The organism is Paenibacillus sp. FSL H8-0282 (assembly GCF_037963825.1).
GTDB lineage: Bacteria > Bacillota > Bacilli > Paenibacillales > Paenibacillaceae > Paenibacillus_AQ > Paenibacillus_AQ odorifer.
This window is the reverse complement of sequence record NZ_CP150146.1, coordinates 5,465,400-5,485,607: the sequence shown is the minus strand read 5'-3', so window position 1 is coordinate 5,485,607 and position 20,208 is coordinate 5,465,400. Positions and strand designations below refer to the sequence as shown.

General features: G+C 38.0%; 18 protein-coding genes and 1 pseudogene. All 19 read left to right on the top strand.

The window, feature by feature from the left end:
• The first annotated feature begins 16 nt into the window (after positions 1-16).
• The 19 genes and pseudogenes from NST94_RS23840 to NST94_RS23750 all read left to right on the top strand — a co-directional run bounded on the left by NST94_RS23840 (position 17) and on the right by NST94_RS23750 (position 19,655).
• Entirely contained in the window at positions 17-1,849 is a 1,833-nt protein-coding gene (locus tag NST94_RS23840; protein ID WP_076305568.1) for a nucleoside-diphosphate sugar epimerase/dehydratase, read from the top strand.
• A gap of 24 nt (positions 1,850-1,873) precedes the next feature.
• The gene (locus tag NST94_RS23835; protein ID WP_339281358.1) at positions 1,874-2,536 is read left to right on the top strand and encodes a hypothetical protein; all 663 of its coding nucleotides are present in this window, start codon (positions 1,874-1,876) and stop codon (positions 2,534-2,536) included.
• Between the two features lie 2 nt (positions 2,537-2,538).
• Positions 2,539-3,567, top strand: coding sequence for a copper amine oxidase N-terminal domain-containing protein (locus tag NST94_RS23830; RefSeq protein ID WP_339281357.1), 1,029 nt, complete (start codon positions 2,539-2,541; stop codon positions 3,565-3,567).
• Between the two features lie 91 nt (positions 3,568-3,658).
• Positions 3,659-4,285, top strand: coding sequence for a sugar transferase (locus NST94_RS23825; RefSeq protein WP_339281356.1), 627 nt, complete (start codon positions 3,659-3,661; stop codon positions 4,283-4,285).
• A gap of 1 nt (position 4,286) precedes the next feature.
• A complete protein-coding gene (locus NST94_RS23820; protein WP_339281355.1) occupies positions 4,287-4,586 on the top strand; it encodes a hypothetical protein in 300 nt (99 codons plus the stop codon).
• Positions 4,587-5,164: 578 nt separating this feature from the next.
• Complete coding sequence (locus NST94_RS23815; protein ID WP_339281354.1) at positions 5,165-6,274, top strand: glycosyltransferase family 4 protein; 1,110 nt, start codon at positions 5,165-5,167, stop codon at positions 6,272-6,274.
• 36 nt (positions 6,275-6,310) lie between these two features.
• Positions 6,311-6,856, top strand: a complete 546-nt coding sequence (locus tag NST94_RS23810; RefSeq protein WP_339281353.1) for an acyltransferase — start codon at positions 6,311-6,313, stop codon at positions 6,854-6,856.
• Positions 6,857-6,865: 9 nt separating this feature from the next.
• A complete protein-coding gene (locus tag NST94_RS23805; protein ID WP_339281352.1) occupies positions 6,866-7,963 on the top strand; it encodes a glycosyltransferase family 1 protein in 1,098 nt (365 codons plus the stop codon).
• A gap of 52 nt (positions 7,964-8,015) precedes the next feature.
• Positions 8,016-9,134 carry a glycosyltransferase gene (locus tag NST94_RS23800; RefSeq protein ID WP_339281351.1) on the top strand — a complete coding sequence of 373 codons (1,119 nt, stop codon included), beginning with the start codon at positions 8,016-8,018 and terminating at the stop codon, positions 9,132-9,134.
• 277 nt (positions 9,135-9,411) lie between these two features.
• Positions 9,412-9,900: an acyltransferase gene (locus NST94_RS23795; RefSeq protein ID WP_339281350.1), complete on the top strand. Its 489-nt coding sequence runs from the start codon at positions 9,412-9,414 to the stop codon at positions 9,898-9,900.
• A 2-nt stretch (positions 9,901-9,902) separates the two neighbouring features.
• Positions 9,903-11,312 carry an oligosaccharide flippase family protein gene (locus NST94_RS23790; RefSeq protein ID WP_339281349.1) on the top strand — a complete coding sequence of 470 codons (1,410 nt, stop codon included), beginning with the start codon at positions 9,903-9,905 and terminating at the stop codon, positions 11,310-11,312.
• A 21-nt stretch (positions 11,313-11,333) separates the two neighbouring features.
• Positions 11,334-12,689 carry a UDP-glucose/GDP-mannose dehydrogenase family protein gene (locus tag NST94_RS23785; RefSeq protein ID WP_339281348.1) on the top strand — a complete coding sequence of 452 codons (1,356 nt, stop codon included), beginning with the start codon at positions 11,334-11,336 and terminating at the stop codon, positions 12,687-12,689.
• A gap of 38 nt (positions 12,690-12,727) precedes the next feature.
• Entirely contained in the window at positions 12,728-13,753 is a 1,026-nt protein-coding gene (locus NST94_RS23780; RefSeq protein ID WP_339281347.1) for an SDR family NAD(P)-dependent oxidoreductase, read from the top strand.
• 479 nt (positions 13,754-14,232) lie between these two features.
• Positions 14,233-15,270, top strand: coding sequence for an O-antigen ligase family protein (locus NST94_RS23775; protein WP_339281346.1), 1,038 nt, complete (start codon positions 14,233-14,235; stop codon positions 15,268-15,270).
• Positions 15,271-15,394: 124 nt separating this feature from the next.
• Positions 15,395-15,555 (top strand): annotated as a pseudogene (locus NST94_RS23770) (NAD-dependent epimerase); the annotation flags it as partial.
• A 97-nt stretch (positions 15,556-15,652) separates the two neighbouring features.
• Positions 15,653-16,222, top strand: coding sequence for a YdcF family protein (locus NST94_RS23765; RefSeq protein ID WP_339281345.1), 570 nt, complete (start codon positions 15,653-15,655; stop codon positions 16,220-16,222).
• 549 nt (positions 16,223-16,771) lie between these two features.
• A complete protein-coding gene (hemA, locus tag NST94_RS23760; RefSeq protein WP_076306845.1) occupies positions 16,772-18,169 on the top strand; it encodes a glutamyl-tRNA reductase in 1,398 nt (465 codons plus the stop codon).
• Between the two features lie 5 nt (positions 18,170-18,174).
• A complete protein-coding gene (ccsA, locus tag NST94_RS23755; protein ID WP_076129405.1) occupies positions 18,175-19,002 on the top strand; it encodes a cytochrome c biogenesis protein CcsA in 828 nt (275 codons plus the stop codon).
• A 5-nt stretch (positions 19,003-19,007) separates the two neighbouring features.
• Positions 19,008-19,655, top strand: coding sequence for an NAD(P)-dependent oxidoreductase (locus NST94_RS23750; protein ID WP_339281344.1), 648 nt, complete (start codon positions 19,008-19,010; stop codon positions 19,653-19,655).
• Positions 19,656-20,208 lie beyond the last annotated feature (553 nt).

Below are 20,208 nucleotides of genomic sequence, written 5' to 3'. Positions count from 1 at the left end.
TTTGGAGGCACTGAAAATGACAGCGAAATCTAGAGTGATTCTTTTATTCTTCATTGATCTTGCGATCATTTGGTTCAGTATTGTGACATCTTATTTGTTTCGGTACCCTAACCATGCTCTTCAGGAATACGTTGTACAGATGCTGCAATTTGGTTTGATTGCAACATTTGCATTTGGTGGAAGCCTGATATACTTCGGTCTTTACCGAAGAATGTGGCAATATGCCAGCATCGGTGAAATTATATCGGTTTCTAAAGCTATTGTAGTAGGGTCTTTATTTTCATTTGCACTGGCATATCTAATTTTGCCGGATAGAGTACCTCTTGCCATAGAAGTTCGGTCGATGGAGACTATTCTTTTATTAGTAGGTGGAGTCCGATTTTTGTGGAGAGTACTTCATAATGACCGAATCAATTACAAAGACACTAAGACCCATACACTAATTGTAGGTGCTGGTGATTGTGGGATATTAATTGCTCGGGAAATGATGGGATCCTCTTTTGCGCATACCAAATTAGTCGGTTTCATTGATGATAATGCGAATAAATACCATATGTACATTATGGGTGTTCCTGTAATTGGAAATCGTTACGCAATCCCAGCTATTGTGAAAGAAAGAGAAATTCATGAGATAATTATCGCCATGCCCTCTGTTTCACGTACTGAGATTTCTGAAATTATTAATCTTGCCAAAAAGACTGGAGCAAAGCTGAAGATTATACCGGCTCTTAATGATCTGATCGCTGGAAAAATATCAGTTAAGAAACTTCGGGATGTTAGCGTAGAGGATTTATTAGGTCGTGAACCGATCGTAGCTGATTTGAACAGTATTTTAGGTTATGTACATCATAAGACGGTGTTAGTTACGGGGGCTGGCGGCTCTATTGGTTCAGAGTTATGCCGGCAGATTGCTCCTTTTGGTCCGGACAAGCTGATGTTACTTGGACACGGTGAGAACAGTATTTACACGATTGAAATGGAGCTTCGTAAGAGTTTTCCGGAGTTGAACATTGTAACCGTGATAGCAGATGTGCAGGATCGTAGTCGGATGATGGATGTATTCAGTGGCCATAGACCGCATGTAGTCTTTCACGCAGCAGCACATAAACACGTTCCTTTAATGGAGCGTAATCCTTCGGAAGCCATTAAAAATAATGTTTTTGGCACCAAAAATGTTGCGGATTGTGCAGATAAATATGGTGCCGAGAGATTCGTAATGATCTCTTCGGATAAGGCGGTTAACCCAACCAGTGTAATGGGTGCTACTAAACGGATTGCAGAAATGTATGTGCAGAGCCTGCACACTACAAGTCAAACGAAGTTTTCTGCTGTGCGTTTTGGGAATGTTCTTGGCAGTCGTGGTAGTGTAATTCCAGCCTTTAAGCAGCAGATCGCTGCCGGAGGTCCAGTCACTGTCACTCATCCAGAAATGGTGCGTTATTTCATGACGATTCCGGAAGCTGTTCAGCTTGTCATCCAATCTGGTTCTTTCGCCAAAGGCGGAGAAGTGTTCATTCTGGATATGGGAGAGCCGGTTAAGATTCTAACGTTGGCGGAAGACTTAATTACGCTCTCTGGATATGAACCTTATAAGGACATTGATATTCATTTCTCCGGTATTCGTGAGGGTGAGAAGTTATATGAAGAGTTGCTTACAGATGAAGAAAATCTAGGTTCTACAGATCATGGAAGAATTTTCATTGGTAGACCTAATGTAATAAGTCTGAATCAGTTAGAGTTGGAGTTTAAACGATTGGAACGTGTTCTCGCTGAGGAACCAGAAGTTATCCGCGAAATAATCAATCAGATTGTACCGATGCAGCCCGTTGCCCAAGTCGCTATTAGCTAAGTAATTCATAAAGGAGGATATAAAGTGTTCAACAAACGATGGAAAAAGATCCTTTTATGGACGCTGTCAGTAATTGTAGTACTGGGTGTTGGCGGCTTGTTCGCCGCGAATTATGCTGTCGATAAGCTGATGAATTCAATGGCAGATGGTTTTGATCTGGAGTCTGAGGATAATGTTGGTGGTCAAGATCAAGGAACAGCACCAACTGATACAGTTGATGATAGCAATGTCGAACCTGTAGAGTCTGCGGTACCTTCTACCCCACCAGTAAATGATGAGGGAAGTAGTAATCAAGGAAACAATGATAAATCTGTTGAACCGTCAAAAGCTCCATCATCAGGACAAAAAGATGCTCCTTCAGATGGTTATACAGCACAGGTCTCCACGGATAAGGCTAAGCAAATTCAAGAAAATGTAACGATTAAAGATAAAGCAGATGTGGCTTCTATTGTACTTGGTCAACTTAGCGTATCAGATATTAACCGCCTAAAAGAATTAGCCAAAGGTGGCTTAACCGTAGAAGAAAAGCGAGAAGCACGCAGTATCATTCTCGGTAAAGTATCTGATGAGCAATACAATGAGTTATCTCAAATTGCTAAAAAGTACGGAGTTAGTCAAGGAAAAACACGTGACCAAATTATTGCTGAAGAAGAACGACTAAAAGCGAAAGAAAAGGGAAGTGAATAAATATGTCTAAAGCAACACTATCAGTCGTGGCTTTATCATTAATTGCTTCAATTGGTTTAGCACCATTAACAGCATCCGCACCTATATCTGTATCGGCAGCAGCGGCAGTACCAAGTGCAACGACTAAGGCTGCAAATAATACGATTAAAGTGCAAAGTATGAACGTGAATTTGATTTTTGACGGCGTGAATATTCAGCCACCCGCAGGTCAGTACGTATTCATGTACAACAATACAACTTATGTTCCATTGCGCTTTATGTCATATGCCTTGCAGAAGAGTGTAGCTTGGGATGCTAAAAACATTAAAGTTACAGTTGCAGAGCCAAGCAGCTCAGAGTTAGTTGTGATTAAAGAATACCTAATGAATGCAACGAACGGGAATAGTTCTTCAGCAGCAGCGAAGAATATTGTCCTCAATCAAGTTAAGGCAAGTTATGTATTTAACAGTGCAACCAAGGCTTTGCCTACAGGCCAATCTAGCTTCATCCTGAATGGTTCATTATATGTGCCTCTACGTTTTTTATCGGAATCTGTAGGTCATAACATTAGCTGGGATCAGAAGACGAAGACCATTACTGCAGCTTCCAAGGCTTATCAGGAACAAACCACTAATGGATCGACAAACAATGACAATGTTAAGGACCCATCTCCAGTAGCGACACCAGCGCCAACGGATACAACAGGTGCACCAGGTGGTAGTTCTGCAGGAACTGGAAAGGTTTCTTATGAAACTATCACTAGTGACACAGAAGCTAAGCTTACGGCGCTTAAAAATCAGAGTCAATCTACATTAATGAGTATTGCGTTTGAGTATGTTGGAGCAACAGATGAGGCGAGTAAGAAAAGTATTAAAGCTAAAGGTGTACAACAACTAGCCTCATTTACTGCTAGCTTCAATAGTATAGTTGCTGATGCTGAACAAAAACTGAACAGCAATGGCTACAGTACTGAAATTATTAGTCAATATAAAAGTGAATTTGAATCACAGCTTCAGTTGGGAAAAGATCTGGCTGCGAAAATGGCGGATTAAGAGAGTAGTAAAATATCATCTCTATGCTCATTTGGCATAGAGATGATCTACATATATGAAGAAATAGTAACTTAAAGGATCAGGTGAATTTATGAGACCTTATGTTTACGTGAAACAAACCATTGATTTTCTATTAGCTTTAATTGGGATGCTAGTGTTATGGCCAGTCTTTTTAATCATTGCGATCGCAATTAAGACAACTTCCAAGGGCCCTATATTATTTAAACAAAAACGTTTAGGTAAAAATAAATCGGAATTCTACATACTAAAATTTAGAACAATGCGTACAGACACACCACAAGACATGCCGACGCATCTACTGGAAGATCCTGATTTCTTCATTACTAAAGTAGGTAAGTTCCTAAGAAAAACAAGCTTGGATGAATTACCTCAGATTATCAATATCCTAAAAGGTGAAATGAGTATCGTGGGACCTCGCCCTGCATTATGGAATCAATATGATTTGATTGCTGAACGTGATAAATATGGAGCTAATGATATCAAACCTGGGTTGACTGGATGGGCTCAGATTAATGGTAGAGATGAGTTACCTATTGAGAAGAAGGCGAGTCTTGATGGGGAGTATGTTGCAAGTCTTTCTTTTAAGTTTGATATAAAGGTATTTTTTATGACGATACTAAGTGTTTTGAAGTCTGATGGTGTAAAAGAAGGAACAACAAAACAGGAAGTGTCTTCTACTAAAGGAGTAACTTTATAAGATGAGTAAACGAAAGATATTAATAACTGGTAAAGGTAGTTATGTGGGTACAAATTTTATGAAGTGGCTGGAACAATGGCCAGATCAACACGAAGTTGTGGAGCTATCGGTTAGAGGTACGGAATGGAAGGAACATGATTTTTCAATTTATGATGTAGTACTCCATGTTGCTGGAATTGCTCATGTATCTACGGATCCAAGTATGGAGCAACAATATTATAAAGTTAATCGTGATTTGGCGATTGAAGTTCCAACGAAAGCTAGCGAAGAGAAGGTAAAAACAGGCTATTTTTATGAGTAGCATTATTGTGTATGGGAAAGACGGAAAGATTGCTGAAGAGAAATTCATCACTTTAGATACTCTACCTGAACCTTCTGTTTTTTATGGAAAAGAGCAAGCATGAAGCAAACAATGCTAAGCAAATGTTAAGGGACGAGTTATTTAAGACAGTAATTATTAGAAGGCCAATGGTTTACGGATCTAATTGCAAAGGGAATTTCTCGAGATTAAAGAAGTTGGTATAAAAAGCACCGCTGCTGACTTATATTCATAATAAGAGAAGCATGATTTATGTAGATAATTTATCACAATTCATAAATCTTATTATTGACCATTAAGAATCTGGGGGATTCTACCCGCAAAATGACATATACGCAAGTACTCTAGATATCATTATGATCATGGCCCGTTCATTTAATAGAGAAATAAGCTTAACAAGCTTTTTCAAACCAACGCTAAGACTGTTGCCAAATAATGTAGATATCGTCAACAAAACATTCGGAATAAAGCTTATGGTGATACGATAAGGCCGTCATTTGAATATATCGCTGTAGAATATGATGAATCAATAATAAAAAGTAACAGATAAGGTGACATCCATGAAAAAGAAAAAAGTTATTTTGTTAGGTAATCATGGCTTTGCGATTTATAACTTCCGAAAGGAACTTATACAAGATCTACTTCAACAAAATTATGAAGTATACATCTCTCTGCCCAAAGATGAAAAAGTAGATATAATGATTGAGTGGGGATGTAAGTTTATTGAAACTAAAGTGGATCGTAGAGGTACCAATCCAATAACGGATCTGAAACTAATTGGACATTATTTAAAGATACTTAAATCTATTAAACCCGATGTGGTTCTTTCTTACACCATCAAACCTAACCTTTATGGAGGACTGGCTTGCCGATTGCTTGGCATTCCTTGCATTAACAATATCACCGGGCTAGGCAGTGGATTTGGTCATAACCCTATACTCAAGAGCTTTCTAACCATGCTATATAAAGTGAGCTTAAAGAAATCTCATTGTGTATTCTTCCAAAACACAGAAGATCAAGCGACTCTGTTAAAGAAGGGAATAATTAACGGCAATCATGAACTCATTCCAGGTTCGGGTGTGAATCTGCAAGAATTCTCGTTAAAATCTTTTCCTGAAGAAGATCAACCCATATCATTTCTATTTATCGGAAGAATCATGCAGGATAAGGGAATTGATCAGTTCTTAGAAGCAGCCAAGATCATTAAGGAGAAATATCCGGAAACTGTGTTTAATGTAATAGGTTTTATAGAATCGACTCATCAACAATATGCGGATTTAATCAGTGATTATGAAGAGAGAGGATACATAAAGTATTTGGGTTATCAAACTGATGTTAAGCCCTTTATTCAGCAATCTCATTGTCTTATTCAAGCCTCACATGGTGGTGAAGGGCTGTCTAATGTGCTGTTAGAGACAGCTGCTACTGGACGAGTGTTGATAGCCTCGGACATTGCTGGTTGTCGTGAGACAATAGATATAGGGGAGAATGGGCACGTCTTTGTTCCTGGAAATACAGGTTCATTGGTGAATATAATAGAGGATTTCCTAGGACTTTCCTATGTAAATAAAAAGATTATGGGTGAGAAATCAAGGTTGAAAGTGGAAAGAGAGTTTGATCGATATATTGTAATAGAAGCTTATAAAAGAAAAATAGAAGATGCGATGTAAGATAGTGTTTATTTCAAAAAAATAGGTTTGGTGAATATGAAAAAATACTTTAGGGCAATAATTTGTGTTGTGTATTCATTTATCAAATTTAATATTATTCGGATAATTCATCTGAGAGAGTTTAAATTTCCCCCTCTTAATATCATATCTCCATTCACAGAGATAGAGATAGGAAAGAGAGGTTTATTATCAATAGGTAAAAGAGTTCGAATTAGAAGTGGCGTGAAATTAAGAGTACGAAAATATGCGCAACTCACTATTGGAAACAATACATTTATCAATCATCGGTGCATGATTACCGCTCATCAAAGTATTAAGATTGGATCTAATGTGCAGATTGGTCCGAATGTATTAATTTATGACCATGATCATGATTATAAAAGTAAAAACTCTAAACTGTATAAATCATCGGAAGTAGATATAGGTGATAATGTTTGGATTGCAGCAAACGTCGTGATTTTAAGAGGGACTAAGATTGGTAATGATTGCGTGGTCGGTGCTGGAGCAATTCTAAGAGGCAACTATCCCGATAATACTACAATTGTTCAAAAGAGAGAGCTCACCACATACCTTCATGAATAGGTGATAAATATGATAAGGATTTTACAGGTGATTGGAAGTTTAAATAATGGTGGTTCTCAAGCCATGATAATGAATCTATATCGCAATATTGATAGGACAAAGATACAGTTTGATTTTATCATCGATAGAGAAGATGAGATCTTTTTCGCAGATGAAATTAAAAGTATGGGAGGGAGAATCTATATCCTTCCAATTTTCAAAGGAATAAATTTTTTTGAATTTACCACATCTTGGAGGGAATTCTTCGAGAATCATACGGAGTATAAAATAATCCATGGTCATGTAAGGAGCACGGCTTCAATTTATCTATCTATAGCTAAGAAATTTGGATTGAAAACAATAGCTCATAGTCATAATATATCATCTGGTAAAGGTTTTAGTGCTTTGGTTAAAAATGTTTTACAATTCCCAATAAGATTCAAAGTAGATCAATTGTTTGCGTGCTCTTTAGAAGCCGGGGAATGGTTATTTGGGAAAAAGGCTGTAAAAAGTAGTAAGTTTAAAATTATCAAAAATGCTATCGATTCAAAAAAATATAAATTTGATCTAGAAAAAAGAAAAATCGTAAGAGATTATTATCAGTTAAGTGATAAATATATAATTGGACATGTAGGTAGATTTCATAATCAGAAAAACCATGAGTTTTTAATTGATATGTTTAATATAGTATCAAAAGTGAGACAAGATGCAGTTCTTATGTTGGTTGGTGACGGTGAACTTCGAGATAGTATAACTACTAAAATTAATAAGTTGAACTTAGAAGATAAGGTCCTTTTTACAGGTGCAAGGAATGATGTGCATGATCTTATGCAAGCGATGGATATTTTTGTTTTTCCGTCTCTCTTTGAAGGACTTGGTATGGTAGTTATTGAAGCTCAAGCGTCTGGACTAAGATGTATTGTCTCAGATAATGTTCCTAATGAAGCCAGTATTACAAAATTAGTGGAAAGAATACCTTTAAAGCAAGATATTTGGAGTCAGGTAATTATAGGATGTTCAGAGGAAGATAGAACCATTGATTATTCAGAACAAGTAAGGGCAAAAGGTTATGATATTGATAGTAATGCTAAAGAAATAGAAGATTACTACTTTAAGCTGTATTCATAAAACTTGAATGATTTTGTTGTGAAAAATTGATAATGTGAAGGGTTTGGAGATCATGATCAAAGTATTGCATTATGGAATTGATTCAAAGTTAGGTGGCATAGAGACCTACTTATATAAATTATATAACAACATTGATTCAGATGAATTTCATTTTGATTTTTTGTATGCAGGTAGTGGGGAACCATATTATTACAAGGAGTTTTCTGAAAGAGGAAGTGAGTTTTACCGCATTACTCCAAGAAGTAAGAACCCTGTCAAAAACAGAAGAGAATTAATGCAATTGTTTAAAGAAAAAAAATTTGATGTTATCCATTGTCACATGAACACATTAAGTTATGTGACTCCAATTTTTTGTGCAGTGAAAAATAACATTCCGGTAGTAGTTCACAGTAGGAATGCTGGAGCTTCCAAATCAAAAATCACTAATATGTTACATAAAATCAATTCGTTATTCTTGCCTAGTAACAAAATTAGAATGATTTCAGTGTCAGGATTAGCAGGAAATTGGCTCTTTGGTAAAAATTCTGATTTTACGGTAATAAACAATGGACTTGATATTGATAAGTATATGTATAATGAGCACTCAAGACTAAATATTAGACAAGAATTTCATCTTTATAATGAAGAATTAATTATACATTTAGGGGCGATGCGAGAGCAAAAAAATCATTTATTCTTGCTGGATATTTTTAGTGAATATTTAAAGCTTGAACCAACTTCGAAATTATTGTTAGTTGGTGATGGGGAACTAAAGAGAGAAATTCTAGAAAAAATTAATTATTTGAACATAGAAAAGAATGTTATCGTTGCTGGGTTAAGGCGAGATGTTTCTAACATGTTATCAGCAGCTGATTTATTTCTATTTCCTTCATTTTTCGAAGGATTTCCAAATGCAGTCTTAGAAGCACAAACAAGTGGATTACCCTGTTTAATATCAAATGAGATAACAAATGAGGTAATAATAACAGAAGACTGCTATTCAATGTCCTTAAGTGCGGATTCAAAAGCTTGGGCCAATAAATTGTACACTATGAAAAAAAATAGTGATTTTGATCGCAAGAGGAATGCAAAAGTTATTATAGATCACGGTTTTTCAGTACAAGAGGAAATGAAGAAAATTTCAGATTTATATCGGGATATTGTAAGAAATAAAGTTTCTTCGCTACTGTGAAAGTTCAATATATGATAAGAAAGTACATCAGCTTACTATTTGATATACAAAGCAACGCTTTATTTTAGAATATTAATAAACTTTTTTACAAACATTTGGAAAAAATTACAGTTGTCTAAGATCTGAACATTTTTAAATCAAGTTGCAAACTAAAAAATAATGAAATATCGAAAATCTCACTATTTATCTAGATGAGATTATTAAGGGGTGGTCCAGCACAAGTGGTTTATCAATAATTGAGTTTTAAAAAAGCTGCTTTTCGAAAGGAATTGAATCTGTGAGTATAGCAACAAAGATCACTAATAGAGGATTAAGAAAGCTAAGATTATTGTGGTACAAAAAAAAATTAAACGCACGTGATAAAAATTTAATGATTTTTGGAAAAGTAATCATTAAGGACACAGCTAATATACGCATTGGAAATAACTGCAGATTTAATGATTATGTTTTTTTACATGGTGGAGGAGGTCTAGTTATAGACGATGATGTAACTATATCTGCATTCTCGAAAATATTAACATTAAGTTATAATACTGATGATTGGGAATCAAATTATAAAAGTAAGGAACATATTGGAAAGAAAGTATACATTGGTCCAGGAGCATGGATCGGTGCGGATTGTACTATTCTTCCTGGTGTTGAATTAAATGGCAAAGGAATAATAGTGGCCGCAGGCTCTGTAGTTAATAAAAGTTTTAACGAAGATTTTATATTAATTGGTGGAAATCCCGCAAAAATATTGAAACGATACTCGCAAGAGAGGTAAGAATGACTAATAATAGTGAAAGATTGATAAAAAAAACTGGAATTTATTTCATTGGAAATCTCTCCTCGAAAATTCTGTCGACTGTCCTGGTACCAATTTATGCGTTCTATATCAGCACCAATGATTTAGGGTATTTCGATTTCTCTCAAACAATAATGGGTATAATATCGCCTATCATTATGCTCGCAATTTGGGAAGCGATATTAAAGTATTTAATAGTAGAGAATAATGAAGAAGAGCAGAATAAAATTGTATCAACATCAGCAATTTTTAGTTTCTTTAGTATCTTTGTACTATTGGTATTGGCAGTTATTTATAAATTATTTTTTGGAAATTCTATTATGCATTTAGGGCATATATTATTCATGATATCAATACAAACTGTCGTAATTGTATGGCAGTATTATGCTCGTTCCTTTAAACACACAAAAGAATATGTATTAGCTGGGATTTTTTCTACTGTTGTGAATTTTTTGTTTGTTATTATTCTCGTGGTAACTTTTAAATTGGGCTTGTTGGGTTTGCTATTAGCGTATAATTTTGGTCAGATCGTAGCGTTCTTAATATTAGAACGGAAAATGCACATTTTAAAAAGGTTGAAATTAAATGAATTCAAAATAAAAACCTTGAAAAAAATGATAAAATATTCCTCACCGTTAGTGCTTAATCTAGTCTCACTGTGGGGCATAACGGGTTTCTCTAGGATGATTGTAACCCTCAAACTAGGGGCTGATTTCAATGGATTGTATTCATTTGCAAGTAAATTTTCCTCTATATTAGCTATGCTGGGATCAGTTCTAACAATGGCAATAATAGAGGAATCAATATTATTAATTAATAATAAAGACTTTTCTAGTCAATTTGAAAAAACGATAAATAAAACATTACATATATTCTTTGCGCTAGCAATCATGGTTATTCCAGTTCTTACTATATTTTATAATACAATTCAAGGTACTGATTACTTTACATCGAGAGATCTCACTCCATGGCTGTTAATGTATGCAATATTTACCATATTGTCCACTAGTGTAGGTTCAATATTTCAGGCACTTGATAAAACTAGACAATTATTTTATACCACGTTATTAGGTTGCGGATTATCTGTGTTATTAATTACTTTATTAATAAATGCCATGGGCTTACGGGGAGTAGTTATTGCTCAAACTTTAGGTGCTTTTATTATGTTACTTGCACGTTGTGTACTTGCTAATAAATTAATAGATCTGAAAGTTCATTGGTTTCAAATGCTTGGATTAATTTGTTTTTTTGTAATAACGACAATTATTTGTTTTATGAATGGAATAGCTATTAGCATAGTTATGTTTTCTATTATCTTGGGTCTATTTATATTTTTAAATAGAAGGCAAGCGGTGAGAATGTATACAATGCTAAAGAAAACTTTCAAATAAGATTATGAAAAGGTGGTAATTATGTACAAAATCGCCGTAGCCGGAACAGGTTATGTCGGCCTTGTTGCTGGCGTATGCTTTGCTGAAGTAGGTCATCAAGTCACTTGTGTGGATATTGACGAGAACAAAGTCCAGTTGATGAAGTCGGGTGTGTCTCCGATCTATGAAGCGGATTTGGAAGAGTTGATGCAGAAGAATTACGCTGCTGGAAGAATTGATTATACTACCAATTATTCTAAGGCTTATCGCGAAGCAGATGCCATCTTTATAGGTGTGGGTACGCCGGAGCAATCGGACGGATCAGCGAACCTTTCATACATAGCTACTGTAGCTAGACAGATCGCCGAAACGATTGAGCGAGATTGTCTGGTAGTTGTGAAATCCACAGTTCCTGTCGGAACGAATGATAAAGTGGAACAGTTCATCCATGATTTCTTGCCTCGTAATTCCGCAGGAGTTACAGGTAATGGTAACGGAAGTGGTCGAAAGATCAGGGTTGAGGTTGCGTCGAATCCAGAATTTCTGGCTCAGGGGACTGCAGTTAAGGACACTTTATACGCTGCGAGAATTATTATTGGCACAGAAAGCCAGTGGGCCGAAGATATTCTCAAGCAAATTTATGAGCCATTCAATATTCCAATTGTCTCCGTACGTAGAAGATCGGCAGAGATGATTAAGTATGCTTCCAATGATTTTTTGGCTCTCAAAATCTCTTATATGAATGATATTGCAAACCTCTGCGAGCTTGTAGGAGCGGATATTCAGGATGTTGCTCAAGGGATGTCGTTTGATGAACGGATTGGTGGCAAGTTCTTGAATGCGGGTATTGGTTATGGTGGCAGCTGTTTCCCTAAAGATACTAAGGCGCTGGATTATTTAGCCCGGCAGCATGGCTATGAATTGAAAACTGTTAAAGCCGCAATTGATGTAAATACCAGTCAGAAAAAGGTTCTTTACAAGAAGGCTTCTAAACGATTGATTACTTTCAACGGTCTAAAGGTGGCTGTACTTGGATTGACCTTTAAACCAGGTACAGATGATTTACGGGAAGCTGCGTCTTTGGAGAATATACCATTACTTTTGGAGCAAGGTGCTGATATCTATGCGTTTGATCCAGTCGGGCATAAGAATTTTTCCCGCCAATTTCCGGAAGGTAGCCATGGAAATGGTAGCATTCGGTATGTAGAAAATATCGAGGCTGCACTTGATGGAGCCAATGTGTGCTTTGTGTTTACAGAATGGGGAGAGATCAAAGCCATTGCACCTGAGCAATATAAGAAGTTAATGCGTACACCGCTGGTTTATGATGGACGGAATATTTATGATGTAGAAGAAATGCAGGCAGCAGGTATTGAATATTACTCGATCGGTAGATAACAGGGATAATCTATGATTGCTAGAAGGGGGACAACGTAGTGAATTATAACGCATTAGATATTGAGCACAAGATTCTAATTACAGGAGCAGCCGGATTTATCGGTGCGAATCTATCGAAACGGTTACTAGAGAAGGGCTATCAGGTCATTGGTATCGATAATATTAATGATTATTATGAAACGGACCTAAAGGAAGAACGACTTAAGCTGCTACGGCCATATGAGCGATTTACGTTTATCAAGGGCGATATTTCTGACAAAGAACTAATAATGGAACTTTTTCAGAAGCATAAGCCTTCAATAGTAGTAAACTTGGCTGCTCAAGCGGGAGTTCGCTATTCGATTGAAAATCCAGATGTGTATATCCAGAGCAATATCATCGGATTCTTTAACATCCTGGAAGCATGTCGTAACTATCCAATCGAGCATCTATTGTATGCTTCGTCTAGCTCGGTGTACGGATCGAATCAGAAGGTTCCATTTGAGGAAAGCGATCGTGTTGACCATCCGGAATCTTTATATGCTGCGACCAAGAAATCCAATGAATTGATGGCTCAAACCTATAGTCATCTTTATCAGATCCCAGCGACTGGCTTGCGTTTTTTTACGGTATACGGTCCAATGGGGCGGCCGGATATGGCATATTTCGGGTTTACTAAAAAGTATTTTAACGATGAGCCAATTCATATTTTTAATAATGGTGATTTCGAACATGATCTGTACCGTGATTTTACATACATTGATGATATAGTAGAGGGCATTGAGCGAATATTATGCAGTCCGCCGCAAATTCAGGTTCCACATAAAGTATATAACATCGGAAATAATAGTCCTGAGAAGCTAATGGTATTTATTGAAACTCTGGAAAAATGCTTAAGCAAGAGTACCGGAAACAAGGTTGTATTCAAGAAGGTATTTGAACCTATTAAGCCAGGGGATGTACCTGCAACATATGCTTCTACGGATTTATTGCAGGAAGCGGTGGGCTTTAAACCAAGCACTTCAATAGAAGAAGGGTTACAGCGTTTTACCGATTGGTATGTAAATTACTATAATGTGATCTAAAGTTATATTTTTACAGAAGAGTTATGTTATGAAGATAACTGTTTACGAACCTTGACTAAGCGATAGTAAAAGGAAATTATTGACTGTTTGTTCAGTGATAATTACTAATTTCTGTTTTATTTGTAATCTTTAGAGTTTCTATGAAAAGTTTTTGGCCATAGACTGTAGTCTTTATAATTCAGTTGTAGAGTGCCTTATACAACTTAAGCATGTTTAAAGTTTAAGCTATGAAAATTTATGAGGGAATATTCAACTATTCTAGTGAGATTCAAATCATCAATATATTACTATTCTGTTTACTCAAAAGTATCAAAGGATGGATTACTGTGCGCATCTTACTATTTTACTTGTCAGTCATATGTTTATGCAGTTCGTTGTTATTAACCAAACAATTCAATTTATACGGTAATTATCTAATAGCTGCTTCCATTATTGTCATTTTTCCTCTTATTCTTATTAGAAAAAATTCAATTTATAAGGTGAATGTACTAACAATCTCAATAATGTATGGGTTTGTAATTGTAAGTTGTATTTCAGCCTTGGTCAATCATGACATGATGTTAATGTTCACTTCAATCGTAATGTTTTTGCTTTGTATCTCTTCTCTTGTTATAGTGCCATCATTTGAATATATAAATATTAACAAATTGATAACAAAAGCGATTTTATTCACCCATGTACCTCTAGTAGTAATACCATTGTTGTTATATGGGCTCAATACTCTCCCTTACCGTGGTATATTTTACAACCCTAATTCTTTTGGTACGATATTGGCTACTCTGTTTGCCTTGTTCTTAGCTATATTCATTTACAGATTTGAAATATTATTGACGAAAAAAAAACAAGGTCTATTGGAGAGCATTGGATGGTTGGTTTTATTGATGGTATCCTTTTTTTTAATCGTTATTTCGGGAAGTCGTACAAGTGTTCTATCAGCATTGATTTCTGTGGTTGTTGGAGTGATTTTTCTGGTAGTCAGCTTAATAAAAGCAAAAAAAATCTTCTCCACTCTTATGAGATTATTCAGCTATTCTGTACTAGGCGCAATTATTATAGGAATAGTGTTTAAATTCACATCTTTTTACGATTACTTGTACAATAGAATTATATATAAATTTGAGATTAAATCAGGACGTGGGGATCTATTTGATCACCGTAGTGAAGTTTGGAAGCAAGCTTTACACGAAGCCGGTTTCTTTGGAAGAGGTAGCCACTATTTTGTGAATGAAACTACTGTAGCAGCCCATAATACATTCATTAGTATTTTAGGTGAGAATGGATGGATTTCAGTAATCCTTTTTCTCCTCTTGATTATCACATTTTTCTGGTCAACGGCAAGGTATGCAATAAGTCAAGTTGAAGATACGTATAAATATGTACCTTTATTGATGTTGATCTGTTTTTGTTCATTATCCATGGCAGAAATAATGAATTTCAAATTAAGTATGATCGCAATGTTTTTTACCACGGGCTCAATTATTAATTTGAGTGATAAAATTGAAAAGGTTAGTAAATGAAAACGGGCATGAAAGTGATTATGTTAGTGCCATTGTTTTTTACTATACTGAGCGTTTATTTTAATTTGTGATATTTTTGAGATTTCGAAAAATGTTCGAGCTTAAGTACCGAAAATAAAGTTAATTTAAAAAGGTATTTGAACCAATTAAGTCAAAGGATATACCTGAGACTTATGCATATACCAATCTATTGCAGAAAGCGGTGGGTTTTAAACCAAACACTTCAATAGAAGAAGGATTACAGCGTTTTACTGATTGGATGTGGAGTACTATAATGTGAGTTAATGACGATCAACCAAGGAGATTTATGAGAGGTTCAAATACGAAATACAAATCGGGCAAGAACAGGAAGCGACCGCTAATTCTATCCTTGCTTATCTTTTTGCTACTATTATTAATCCTATTCTCAGGAAGATTCCTCACTTACACTCAATCCCCAAATGCATCAGATACTATCATCATCCTCAGCGGTGGCGCGGGGCGGGTAGAGGAAGGGGCAGCACTGTACAACGAGGGTTATGCTTCCAGTATCCTCCTATCCAATGCTAAAGAGTCTAACAGCCGTTTCGGTGATATGCTCCAAACCGCTCTTACGCAAGGCATCCCAGCATCCATTATCCTTACTGAAAACGATGCTCTCAGCACTTACCAGAATGCACTCTACACCCTCTCAATCATGCAACTGCATGGCTTCAATTCTGCGATCGTTGTGTCTTCTGACTTTCACATGCGGCGGGTAAAACTTATTTTTGATCGTGTGTACAAAAAATCAGGAATTGAGCTTACTTATGTTGGATCTCCCTCAGGGTATAACGCTAAACGCTGGTGGAGTGACCGAAAAAGTAGGGAAACAACGTTCAACGAGTATGTTAAAATGATCGGCAACACCTTTGGATACAATGGTCCGGAGGCAAAAAGTACTCTTGATCAGATTAAGAACTGGTTTCGCTAATATTTTTGTCCAACTTCCGAGGTGATCTCATGAGTCAAGACAATTTAGTTTGTAAATCATGTGGGAATACTACATTCGCTAAAGGCGAAATGAGCAATGGATATGCTAACGTCATGCCTATTGGGAAAACCTTCTCTTTTGGCTCACCAGTTATCTTTACATTTTGTAAAAGGTGTGGAGAAGTAGCGTCGATAAAAGTTAAGAAAACTGAGAAGTTTTAAGTCACTGAGCAGTGACTTATTTTTTTGGAGAACGGAATTTTTGACGATTTTAAGAACTAGTAGGCCCTAATGTTTCCTTTTTGCTATCACAACCTTATAAATTAGCTAAAAATAACTCATCCTAACCGTAGCGAACCTACGGTTTTTTATTTATAATAATTATTATCTGGATTTCATAAAGCGTTCAAAAAATCTGTAAAAAGTCTTATTTTCGTGTGATATACTTAACACAGTGTTTTGAGATGTTGTGAAAGTGAACGGTATGTAAGATATTAATTTATATAATTGGATTTCAGCAACTTATAGAGACTAGGATGGTGAACTATCGATGCACATCGTCGTCGTTGGCCTGAATTATCGTACGGCTCCCGTGGAGGTTCGGGAACAGTTTGCTTTTGCGGAAAGTGATCTTCCGGCAGCGCTCCATCAACTGATGAAGACGAAGGGTGTGCTAGAAGGGGTCTTAGTAGCTACCTGCAACCGTACGGAAATTTATGTGGTGATGGACCGCCTTCATATGGCTGGTTATTTCATCCGCGGCTTTATGGAGCAATGGTTTGGTGTGAAAAGCGAGCAATTTGCTCAGCATATGTATATTTATGAAGACGAACAGGCGATTGCGCATTTGTTCCGCGTGACTTGCGGCCTGGATTCCATGGTGATTGGGGAGACGCAGATCCTGGGACAGGTGCGGAGTTCTTTTCTCACAGCTCAGGCTGAGGGTGTAACTGGAACTTGGTTCAATCGGTTGTTCAAGCAAGCGGTGACGCTGGGCAAAAGAGCACATAGTGAAACGTCAATCGGCGAGAGCGCAGTATCGGTCAGTTATGCGGCTGTGGAGCTGGGCAAGCGGATTTTTGGCATGTTCACTGGGAAAAAAGTGCTGATTCTCGGCGCCGGCAAAATGAGCGAGCTTACCGTGAAGCATCTATACAGTAGTGGTGCTGCAGAAGTGATTGTCGCTAACCGTACGCTGTCGCGTGCGATTGAATTGGCGGAGAAGTTCTCGGGTAAGCCAAGCACGATTGAAGATGCGTTAACAACTCTAAATGAAGTAGATATCGTGATCAGCTCAACAGGAGCAGACGGGTATGTGCTTACGGCTGATAAGGTAGCGCATGCTATGAAACGCCGCCCTTCGCGGCCGCTTTTTATGATTGATATTGCTGTACCACGTGATATTGATCCTGCGGCGGCAAGTGTGCCGGATGTTTTTTTGTATGATATTGACGATCTGGAGGGCATTGTGGAGAATAATCTGGAAATGCGCCGAAGTGAAGCTGCGAAGATTGAAGTGATGATCAGCGAAGAAATGGATGAGTTCCAACTGTGGCTCAAGACGCTTGGGGTAAGACCGGTGATCCGGGCGCTCCAGGATAAATCGAATACGATTCATGAAGAAACGATGGAGAGTCTGTTCAACAAGCTGCCCGAGCTGGACGAGCATCAGCGGAAAGTGATCCGCCGTCTGACTAAAAGTATCGTGAACCAGATGATGCATGATCCGATCAATGTAATTAAAGAGCTGTCCGGCGGTAAGCAAGGGAATGAAGCTCTTGATTATTTTTCCAAAATCTTTGCGTTGCAGGAACAGCTCAAATCCGATTCAGATGATGGAGACATTGCCCCGGTGAAGCAGTCTAATTCTGGAGAACGTACGGCTGGCAGCGCTGATTTCTCTGTGCCTAAAACGGCGCTTGCTCCGGCAGGCTTGCTGGGTGGGTGAATAATATGCAACTGCTGAACGGAATATATGATGCCGCTCTGCTGGTCTATGCCCTGAGCCTGCTGTTTGTTTTCTCGGATTGCCTTAAAAGGAGTCCGGGTGGGAAGCGGTTAGGCACGGGGCTTCTTGTTGTTGTGGGTCTTTTGCAAGTTGCAGGACTTGGAATTCGTTTCTCTCAGGAGAAAGGCCTGCCTATTTTTACTCCTTATGATTTCTTGTTTTGGTTTGCGTTTAGTATTGTGCTGACTTCGCTTGCGGTGGCTTTTACACGTGGAGGCGAGTTTACGATTTTGCTGCTCAGTATGGCTGGTTTTAGTGTTTTTCTGCTTAATCGGGTCTGGCTGACGGCGGGTGGGCATACGCTTGAGACTTGGAGTGCGGTGTATGGCTGGCTGACGATGCATGTGATTTTGGCAAATTTGAGTTTTGCAGCACTGACGTTAGGGACGGTTTTTGCAATATTGTACTTGTTCCTGCACACCAGACTCAAAAGCAAGAAATGGAGCGACCGGATCCGTCGTTTGCCGAACCTGGAGACTACAGATAAATACTCTTATACCGCTATTTTGGTGGGCACTCCTTTGCTGGGAATATCGCTGGTGGTGGCGGGTTTATCTATAGTTTCTGAGGGACGGACGCTTTTATTGAAGGATTTAAAAGTATTAACGACTCTTATCGGTCTTGGGATTTACATATTTTATATTATCTTTAAGAAGTCCGGGCGGAAAAGTGGAGTAAGTATGGCTCGCTGGGCGATTTTAGGATATGCTTTTATTATCTTAAATTTTCTGTTGAATTCTTGGTCTGATTTTCACGGTTGGAGCGGGGAGTGAAGGGCATGACGCGTTATTTACCCATAATGCTGGATTGTGAAGGGCAGCACTGTGTGGTTATTGGCGGTGGTGTCGTGGCTGAACGTAAGGTGAGCGGGCTGTTGGAAGCTGGAGCGGCGGTTAAGGTGATTAGTCCTTCTTTGACAGATCCGCTTGATTCTCTAGCTGAAAAAGGTCTTCTGATCTGGATGGACCGTACTTATGCTCCCGGAGATCTCCGTGGGGCCTTTCTCGTATATGCAGCCACTAACGATAGGGCGGTTAATGAAGAGGTTGCGCGGGAGTCTAGACGGCTTGGAATTCATGTGAATGTGGCCAGCCATGCGGAAGCGGGAAACTTTATCACGCCCGGAGTGGTTCGGAGGGGACGTTTGACGGTAGCTGTATCTACTTCAGGTGCTGGCCCGCTTGCGGCAACGAAGATCAAAAATGTGCTTGAAAAAGCGCTGGATGCGGCGTATGAGCCATATTTAGATTTTGTGCATGCCATGCGAACCCGGATTAAGGAAAAAGAACCTTCTGCTGAAGTTCGTGGAAGGCTTTTGCGGAAGCTAGGCGCGCTGGATGTGTTGAACGAGATGAGTAAGGGTACCTTCATAGCGTGGAGCCCGGAGGATATGGACGCTTGGATTGCTGAGCAACGGGTGGAGTAAAAGTGCGCGTGGACACTGTAAAGATTAGAAAATTGGGTTAGATTAAGATATGAAGTGATGAGCGGTTTTGAGTAATTATAATGAATGGCTGAGTTGGCTCGTAGTGGCTGGGATGGCGGAATGTACGGTATAAATACTGTTGAATTGAGCTTAAGTAGCTGAGATGGTGGAATGTACGGTATAAATCCCGTTGAATTGAGCTTAAGTATCTGAGATGGTGAAATGTACGGTATAAATCCCGTTGAATTGAGCTTAAGTAGCTTGGATGGCGGAATGTACGGTATAAATCCCGTTGAATGGAGCTTAAGTAGCTGAGATGGTGGAATGTATGGTAACAATGCCCTTAAAATAAGCAACAGTCGCCGAAGGAGCTAAAAGAAAGGCAAAAATGCCTTTAAATTGAGCAACAACAGCCAAATTAGCAAAAAGAGAGGCAAAAATGCCCTATAAATGAGCAACAATCGCCGAAGGAGCTAAATAAAAGGCAATAATGCCTCAAATTTGGTGGGCATCATCCGAAGTAGCGAATTCAAAGGCAATAATGCCTTTTTTA